The 4,326-nt window shown below is 76.0% G+C and carries 7 protein-coding genes and 1 pseudogene; 4 read left to right on the top strand and 4 right to left on the bottom strand.

Going from position 1 to position 4,326, the window contains the following annotated elements; all coding sequences use genetic code 11:
* Positions 1–501: pseudogene (locus GTW08_RS08320) on the top strand (S-methyl-5-thioribose-1-phosphate isomerase); the annotation flags it as partial.
* Here GTW08_RS08320 and GTW08_RS08315 read toward each other — a convergent pair.
* Positions 419–1,099, bottom strand: a complete 681-nt coding sequence (locus GTW08_RS08315; protein ID WP_073575003.1) for a class II aldolase/adducin family protein — start codon at positions 1,097–1,099, stop codon at positions 419–421. The pseudogene GTW08_RS08320 and the gene GTW08_RS08315 sit on opposite strands and share 83 nt — an antisense overlap.
* Positions 1,100–1,194: 95 nt before the next feature.
* On the opposite strand from GTW08_RS08315, the gene GTW08_RS08310 reads away from it, so the two are divergent.
* From GTW08_RS08310 to GTW08_RS08300, 3 genes are all read left to right on the top strand, one after another.
* On the top strand, positions 1,195–1,725 hold the full coding sequence (locus tag GTW08_RS08310; protein WP_139282749.1) for a hypothetical protein: 531 nt from the start codon (positions 1,195–1,197) through the stop codon (positions 1,723–1,725).
* Between the two features lies 1 nt (position 1,726).
* Entirely contained in the window at positions 1,727–2,722 is a 996-nt protein-coding gene (locus GTW08_RS08305; RefSeq protein WP_073575005.1) for a hypothetical protein, read from the top strand.
* Positions 2,723–2,891: 169 nt separating this feature from the next.
* Entirely contained in the window at positions 2,892–3,194 is a 303-nt protein-coding gene (locus GTW08_RS08300) for a hypothetical protein (RefSeq protein ID WP_073575006.1), read from the top strand.
* A gap of 6 nt (positions 3,195–3,200) precedes the next feature.
* Here GTW08_RS08300 and GTW08_RS32925 read toward each other — a convergent pair whose 3' ends face one another.
* The 3 genes from GTW08_RS32925 to GTW08_RS08285 all read right to left on the bottom strand — a co-directional run.
* Complete coding sequence (locus tag GTW08_RS32925) at positions 3,201–3,821, bottom strand: CBS domain-containing protein (protein WP_161151723.1); 621 nt, start codon at positions 3,819–3,821, stop codon at positions 3,201–3,203.
* Positions 3,822–3,830: 9 nt separating this feature from the next.
* The gene (locus GTW08_RS08290; RefSeq protein WP_161151722.1) at positions 3,831–4,049 is read right to left on the bottom strand and encodes a CBS domain-containing protein; all 219 of its coding nucleotides are present in this window, start codon (positions 4,047–4,049) and stop codon (positions 3,831–3,833) included.
* Positions 4,050–4,089: 40 nt separating this feature from the next.
* The coding region (locus tag GTW08_RS08285) for a hypothetical protein (RefSeq protein WP_161151721.1) at positions 4,090–4,326 on the bottom strand (237 nt) is incomplete at its 5' end.

Here is a 4,326-nt window from a genome sequence, read left to right as displayed (position 1 = left end):
CTGGCGTGCGAGACGCGCCCGCTGCTGCAGGGCGCGCGGCTGACCGTCTGGGAGCTCGCCGCGGCCGGGGCGCCGCACCGGCTGTGCGTCGACTCGGCCGGACCCGCGGCGATCGCGGCCGGGCTGGTCGACGCGGTGTTCGTCGGTGCCGACCGGATCGCGGCCAACGGCGACGTCGCGAACAAGATCGGGACCTACATGCTGGCCTGCGCCGCGGCCCGGTCCGGGATCCCGTTCGTGGTGGTCGCGCCGGAGGAGACGATCGACCCGCACACCCCGACCGGGGCCGACATCGTCGTCGAGCAGCGGGGGGCCGAGGAGGTCCGCGAGCACGGCGGCACCCTGCTCACCCTGCCCGGTACCCCGGTCTACAACCCGGCGTTCGACGTGACGCCGTTCGACCTGGTGACCGCGATCGTCACCGAGGAGCGGGCGTGGGGACCGGGCTCGTCGCCCGCACCTTCGACCGCTGGGCCGCGAACCGCCCCCGCACCGCACTGATCTCGGCGTCGGGCAGCAGCCGCGGCTCGCCGACGGCGCGGGCGCGCAGCCAGACGTCGCAGAGCCACTCCAGCTGGCGGGCGCCGTCGTAGGCGGCGCCGAGGGTGTCGCCGAGCACGAGCGTGCCGTGGTGGCCGAGGACGACGGCGGTGGACTCCCCCAGCCCCGCGAGCGCGTTCACGACCAGCTCACGGCTGCCGAACGGCGCGTACTCCGACACCCGCACGCCGTCGCCGAACATCGCGAGCTGGTAGTGCACGGCCGGGACGTGGTCGGACAGCGTCGACAGCGCGACCGCCGCCGGGGAGTGCGTGTGGACCACCGCGACGGTGCCGGGCCGGGCCTGCGCGGCGACGTGCAGCCCGAGCTCGCTGGTCGGCTCCCGGGTGCCGTCGACGACCGTGCCCTCCGCGTCGACGAGCACGACGTCCGCGGCGGTCATCGTCTCGTAGTCCACACCGGACGGGGTGACCGCGATCAGGTCCCCGGTGCGCAGCGACAGGTTCCCCGAGGTGCCGACGACGAGTCCGTCGCGGACCATCCGGCGGGACCAGGCGCAGAGCAGCTCGCGGGCGGGGGTGTGGTCGTGGGGGCTCACCCCGGGAGGGTCCCACGGCGCGGGCGCCCCTCGTTGATCGTCAGTTCTGGGTAGACGCGGCCGGAACTGTCGGGGGTCTCGCTCACCATGGCCGGGTGACACGAACGAGTGAGCCGGCGGCCGGTCCCGGCACGCATGATCCCCGACGTACGCTGTGGGAGCTCCACGCCCGCCACGCCACGCAGAGCTCCGTCCCCGCGGCCGACGTGGTGGAGCGCATCCTGTCGTTGACCGACCAGGTGCTGGACGACGCCGACAGGCGGGAGGCGGCGGGCCGGGAACGCCGGCGGGACACGGTACGGATCCGGGTGCTGCTGGGCTCGCTGATCGTCGCCTGCGCGCTCGTGTGCCCGGTCGCGTTCCTCGCCGGAGCGGATGTCCCGCTCCTCGTCGCGGCAGGCGCGGGGCTCGCGACCGGAGTCGCGCTGCTCGTCCTCGATGCCCGGTCGGCAGGTCGGGGACACCGTGGCCGGGCCGGGTGGTCCGGGGTCGTGCTGGCCGCGGGTCTCGCCGGGCCCGTCGCCGGGCTCGTGCCCGGGGGCCTGCTGCCGGTCGGGGTCGGGGTCGTCGCGCTGCTGGTCGCCGCCGGCGGGTTCGTGGCAGCGGGCACCCGGGCAGGTGCGTGAGATGGCGCGCCGGGACGACCAGCAGTGGCTGACCGCCGAGGTCGGGCGGCTCGAGCGGGAGCTGGGCGACGCGCCGTCGCAGGCCGACCTCGACCGCGTCGAGGCCCGTACCTCCGACCACGAGTACCGCCTCAACACCCTCGACGGCGACATCGCCACGCTGCGCGACGCCGTGGCGGAGGCCGACCACACCGCACGGTCACACATCGCGGACCTGGACCGGCGTCTCGACGAGGTCGAGGACTCCGCCGTCGACGGCACCCGGCGGATCGACGACCTGCTGCGGCGGACCCGCTGGCTCGAACACCACCTCCGCGCCGCCGACGGGGTACCCACGGCGGACCTGACCGCAGACCCCGACGTCGTCGGACTGGCCCACGCCGAACGCCGTGCCCGGGAGCGACGGGCCGCGCACCTGCCCGACGCGACGCGCCGTCGACACCACGCGGCCGTCGCCGCGCACGCCGGCTGGGTCCGCCGCCGGGACGAGGTACGCCGCGCCGCGCTCACCGCGAGTCGGGAGATCGCCGGCGACGGGGCGGACGGACCCCACCGTGCGGACCTCGCGCAGCGGTACCGGGAGGCACGGTCCGCCCTCGACGGGCTGGCGGAGCAGGCCGGGTCCGTCCGCCGGCACGCGGACACCGCGCGGGCGGCACTGGAGCGCGACGACGCCGTGCGCACCACCGACGCCGGGACGGTCGCGTCCGGAACAGCCGCCGGCCGGGTCCTGTCGATCCGGCTGCGGACCCGGCTGACGGAGATGGTCGGCTGCCACGAACTGCCTCCGGTGTGGTTCGCGACGGTCCTGGGGCTCGGCCCACCCGCCGACTCGGCACCGTGGTTCGACGCTGCTGTCGCGGTCCTGCGGTACCGGGCCGCCTACGACATCGACGACGCGGTGCAGGCACTGGGACCCGAGCCCACCGGCGATGCCGAGCAGTCGGCGCGCCGTCGACAGGCCTGGGACCTGACCGCTCCGTTCCGCGTGCGCTGACCCGACCGGGGGTCACACCTCCGGGTCGACCCGGGCCCGCCGGGGCGCGCCGGACGCCGCCGGAGCCGCAGGATCGTGCCACCGCGGACGCCGGGCTCGGCCGGGACGCCACGCGGAGGGCGGTAGGACCCCGACCGCGCCGGCTCCCGGCGCAGGAAGCGAGCACATCGTGAGGACCGCCCTGCGTGCCGCCACCACCGCGGCAGGCGCCGTCGCCGTCGCACTCGCCCTCGCCGCCGTCACCGCCGGGACGGCGTCGGCGCAGCCCGCCCCGCCCGCCGAGCCACCGCTGAGCCCTGCCGACCAGGCCGCCCAGTTCGCCTGTCTGCAGAAGTACCTGGACTTCGGGGCGCTGCCGGGGCAGTCGCTGGAGGACCCGGTGGCGTTCTCGCTGCTGGTCGCGAAGGTCGCCCAGGAGTGTGACGCGGTCCGTGCACCCACCGCACCCGCCGCACCCGCTGCGGGGGCCTGAGCGCGGTCACAGCAGGTCGCTGCGGCTGAGCACCCCGACCAGCACGTCCTCGTCGTCGACGACCGGGACGACCCGGAACCCGCGCCGGGACAGCAGGTCCTCGGCATCGGTGAGCGGGTCGGCCGGGTGCACGACCTCGACGTCGCGGGTCATCACCTCCGAGACGGTGCGGGCCCGCAGCCGCCGGCCGCCGTCGAGGGAGCCGTGCATGAGGTCGGCCTCGGAGACGATGCCCAGCAGGTGGTCCCGGTCGTCGACGACCGGGACCGCGGTGAACCGGTAGGACAACAGGACCTCGGCGGTCTCGTCGAGGGCCAGCTCCGGCGGGATCGCCACCAGCCCGCCGTCGGTCATCACGTCCGCGACCCGCAGCGACGACGTCGGCCGGCCGCCGATCCGGCCCGCCCCGCGCGGGGCCATCGCCTCCGGCAGCGGCGCCACCGGCACGACGCCGCCGATCCGGCGGGCGGTGCGGCGCAACCGCCCACCGGAGTGCCGGTGCCGCAGCAGGTCGCTGCGGGTGATCACTCCGACCAGGATGCCCTTGTCGACGACCGGCACCAGCCGCAGCTCGCCGTAGACCCGCATGCGGTGCGCGACGATGGAGATGTTCGTCGTCGGGAGCACCGAGACGACCTACTCGGTCATCGCGTCGCCGACGACGGCGTGCGGGTCGTCGCGGTGGCGCAGCACGTCGACCAGCGAGATCACCCCGACCAGGGAGAACCGCCGGTCGACCACGGGCAGGGCGGAGAACCGCGACTCGGCCATCCGCTCCTGCGCCCGCGCCAGCGGAGCGTCCGCCCAGATCGTGACGACGCGTTCGGTCATGACATCGCGGGCACGCACCACCATGGACGCACCGTAACCACGGCCACGGTGCGTCCGCCATCGCTCACCGTTCGAGGTGGCCGAACCGGTGCCGGGTGCGGCTGACCGCCTGCTCGCGCAGCACGGACGGCATCTCCCGGCGTCCGTCCAGCACCACCGGGGTGTCCACGACCGACGCGCCCACCTGGGCGGCGGCCGCCCGCAGACCGCCGGGCACGGTGCCCAGGGCCCGGATCCGCTCGCCCGCGACGGGGACGAGCCCGTCGCCGCCGTGCACCCCGCCCGGGACCCCGCCCGGCGG

The organism is Pseudonocardia sp. SID8383, assembly GCF_009864975.1.
In the GTDB taxonomy this organism is placed as follows: Bacteria; Actinomycetota; Actinomycetes; order Mycobacteriales; family Pseudonocardiaceae; genus Pseudonocardia; species Pseudonocardia alni.
This window is presented reverse-complemented; position numbering and strand designations above follow the sequence as displayed.